The organism is Synechococcus sp. MU1655 (genome assembly GCF_023630655.1).
GTDB lineage: Bacteria > Cyanobacteriota > Cyanobacteriia > PCC-6307 > Cyanobiaceae > Synechococcus_C.
Genome location: NZ_JAKUHK010000243.1, coordinates 1 through 2,995, shown reverse-complemented (window position 1 = coordinate 2,995; position 2,995 = coordinate 1). Strand labels below are relative to the sequence as shown.

The 2,995-nt window shown below is 50.8% G+C and carries 4 protein-coding genes; 3 read left to right on the top strand and 1 reads right to left on the bottom strand.

What is annotated here, in order from left to right:
* Window positions 1-15: 15 nt before the first annotated feature.
* Both NCN04_RS10070 and NCN04_RS10065 read left to right on the top strand, forming a co-directional pair.
* On the top strand, window positions 16-153 hold the full coding sequence (locus NCN04_RS10070; protein ID WP_284498707.1) for an SDR family oxidoreductase: 138 nt from the start codon (window positions 16-18) through the stop codon (window positions 151-153).
* Window positions 154-324: 171 nt separating this feature from the next.
* The gene (locus NCN04_RS10065) at window positions 325-831 is read left to right on the top strand and encodes an HIT family protein (RefSeq protein ID WP_250396003.1); all 507 of its coding nucleotides are present in this window, start codon (window positions 325-327) and stop codon (window positions 829-831) included.
* 6 nt (window positions 832-837) lie between these two features.
* Here NCN04_RS10065 and NCN04_RS10060 read toward each other — a convergent pair whose 3' ends face one another.
* Window positions 838-2,091, bottom strand: a complete 1,254-nt coding sequence (locus NCN04_RS10060; RefSeq protein ID WP_250396002.1) for a DUF389 domain-containing protein — start codon at window positions 2,089-2,091, stop codon at window positions 838-840.
* Window positions 2,092-2,283: 192 nt separating this feature from the next.
* Here NCN04_RS10060 and NCN04_RS10055 point away from each other — a divergent pair, with 192 nt between their 5' ends.
* Entirely contained in the window at window positions 2,284-2,940 is a 657-nt protein-coding gene (locus NCN04_RS10055) for a phosphoribosyltransferase family protein (RefSeq protein WP_084764072.1), read from the top strand.
* Window positions 2,941-2,995: the final 55 nt, after the last annotated feature.

The following is a 2,995-nucleotide window of genomic DNA, read 5'->3' as shown; positions in this document are numbered from 1 at the left end:
GAGAGGGCCTCTGCGCTGCACCCCCTGGGTCGGATGGCTTCGACGAGCGATGTTGCCAACGCGGTGATCTGGTTGCTGTCCAATCAGGCAGCTTTTATCACCGGCTCAATGCTGCTGGTTGACGGTGGATTCATGATCCAGCACAACAGCTAGGAGCCGAATGGATGGGCCTTGAGCATTAGGGGTGGTTGGAGATCAACCACACAGCCCTGTTCTTGAGGTGTCAGTCTCGCTGGGTGGGCTCGCTGGTGTTCGCAGCAACGATTTAGCCATGACGCCCATGTCCAGAGGATTGGATGATGAGTGGATCTCAGTCATGACTGCATGGCATCCAATCCGGATCGAGCAGCTTCTCGTGATTTACCTGTTTGCATGGAAGGCTGCGCTATTTGTGCACTTCACTCCGATGTAGACCGTCTTTCCGAGGTGGAAATTTGGCGTAATCCTCTATGGCTGCTGCGTCATCATCCCGATCCGTCCCCTTTGCTGGGATGGTGCTTGCTGGATGCCCGTCGTCATATTGCGGGTCCGATCGATTTTGTGGATGAGGAAGCACGTGAATGGGGCAAGGTGGTTCAAAAAGCATCACGGTTGATTCAGTACCTCACTGGTTGCGACAGGGTTTATGCCATCGCTTTTGGTGAGGGCGCACGCCATCTTCACCTGCATCTCATCCCTCGGTTCCAGGAGGATCAGCGCAGTGCGGCATGGAGTATGGCAGATCTCTATCGCGATGTCGAAGCAGGTCGAGAGCTCCCTGTTCAGATTGAAAATGTTCAAGAATTTCTTGTGGCTGCTCGCCTTCAAGCTCAGAACAGTTTCATGACTTGATCGAAATTAATCCAGGGTTTGATCCGGAGTTTGACTGTCAAGAGGCAGTTCTGGTGCCTTGATTGCCTCAGGTTCAATTGTTGAGTTGAGAATGTTTTTATTGTCCTCCTTTTGTGATTGCATATTGTCGAGAAAAGGTAATTTCTCGATTATGAGTCCTTCTCTGAGAGGTCTCATTTTATCAGCGGGTTTTGTGTCCTTCAATGGCTGAGTCTTTGTGTGTGCATCGATGAGTTGTTTAGAGGAAGGACCTTGAATGTTGGGCTGTTCTTTGGGGCCGACGATGTCAACAGCTGTGCGTTCCACGACAAGTCGAAAACGAACATCTTGCCGTTTATTGATTTCTTCTTGAACGGCTGAAACTTGTTTGAATGTTGGACGCTCTGGGTCTGCAACACGCACGATCACTCGGATGACAGGTGGGTTTTGACCCCAGTCAATGTCTACTTTCTCGATGTCAATCTTCTTTTTGTCGCCAAAGGTTAAGGTCCCCCGTGTTAGAAATTGTGCAATGGTCTTTTCCACTGATTCGCGTGTATTTTCGTTTTTCGCTTGGACAAGGAGATTGATAAAACTTGTCCCAAGCGGAATCAGCAATAAACCGGTGAGTGCAAAGCTTGCTGCTCCTAACTGGCTTCGCCTGAGTTCTTGGCGAAAGTAGGAATCTCTGCAGGCCATTAAGACCAATCCGCCGGTCAAAATTCCAAGAAGGTTGGTGGCAAATAGGAGGCCAGCTCCCAATGCGTCTTCCCAATCCGCATGGGATAGAAGAAGTCCCATCACACAGACAGGTGGTACGAGCGCAACTGCAATGGCCGTTCCTGCAAGTGAGCTCACGGCATCACTGCGAAGCTTGGCGTACGTGGCCAGTCCACCGGCCACAAGGGCGATCCCTAAGTCGAGAAGGTTTGGCGATATCCGCGCTTCGACTTCCGAGCCGAAATGAGGCAATCCGGCCAGCTTCCCCAGCGCCATGGATAGGACAGCGGTAGCGCATACGCCCACCATCAACGTCCGCAAGGAACGGGTGAGTAGGGGAATGTCGCCAAAGAGCACGGCAAAAGCGGCAGCTCTTAGCGGCATGATCCATGGAGCCACGACCATCGCGCCGATCACGACGGCGGGGCTGTTGGCGAGTAAACCCAGAGTTGCGATGAGTCCCGCGCCGATACTCAGCACGATGAACACTTCATCAAGTGCTGCATCGCTGCCAAAGCTGCGTTTCATGCGATCGAGCTTGCTGGGTTCGATGCTGGCCATGAACTCTGGTTTAGATGGTTTCAGTTTGATGGCAGGTCAGCGCCAACATGAGTGCATCAACGGATGAACCATTGGTCGGTGTCTGCTCTCACCCAAATGGGTGATGGACTTGGACGCATTTCCATTTGTGAACCAGGGAAGCATCCATGTGGGTTTTGCCAACCTGTCGGTAGTGGTTAATTCATCGTTGCGATGTCTGCGAAGCAGAGACAGGAAATGACAAGACAAATCCTCGAATCAAGTGGAACGCTGATCGAAAATGACCACTTTGTGTATGCTTCAGGAGATCATGGCTCCGGATGGGTTGCTAAGGATCTTATTAACTTAAGGCCGGAACTTGCCCATCAGCTTGGTCAACTTTTGGGTGAAGAAATTCGAGATCAAGGCTTCAGGCCTGACGTGATTTGTGGCCCTGCTATTGGCGGTGTTATTTGTGCTCAATATGTAGCTTTGGCGCTTAAGACTCGTTGCGTATTTGCGGAGCGTCTGCTTGGTAAGACAGGAAAAACAGAAAAGTTTGAGATTAAGCGTGGATACGATGAGATTATTCGAGGTCAATCTGTGTTGATTGTTGATGATGTTGTTAATACTGGGTTTTCAGTTCGTCTTACCTGTGAGGCAGTCGTTCAATCAGGCGGCCATCCGATCGGCATTGCGGCGTATGTGAATAGGGGCAATGTAGGGGCGGCAGATCTTGGGGTTGAGAATTTCATTTTTTTAGATGAAATACTCCTTCCCTCCTGGCCCGCTGATGAATGCCCCCTTTGTCAAGCTGGTGTTCCAGTCAATGTGCGCTACGCGCATGGATCTGAATTCGTAGTCAGTGAACAGGTCCATCTGATGTCATGAGCTAACGCACACCGGTTGTGATCTTGCTCTCAGGCAGTCGAGCAATCAACAAAAC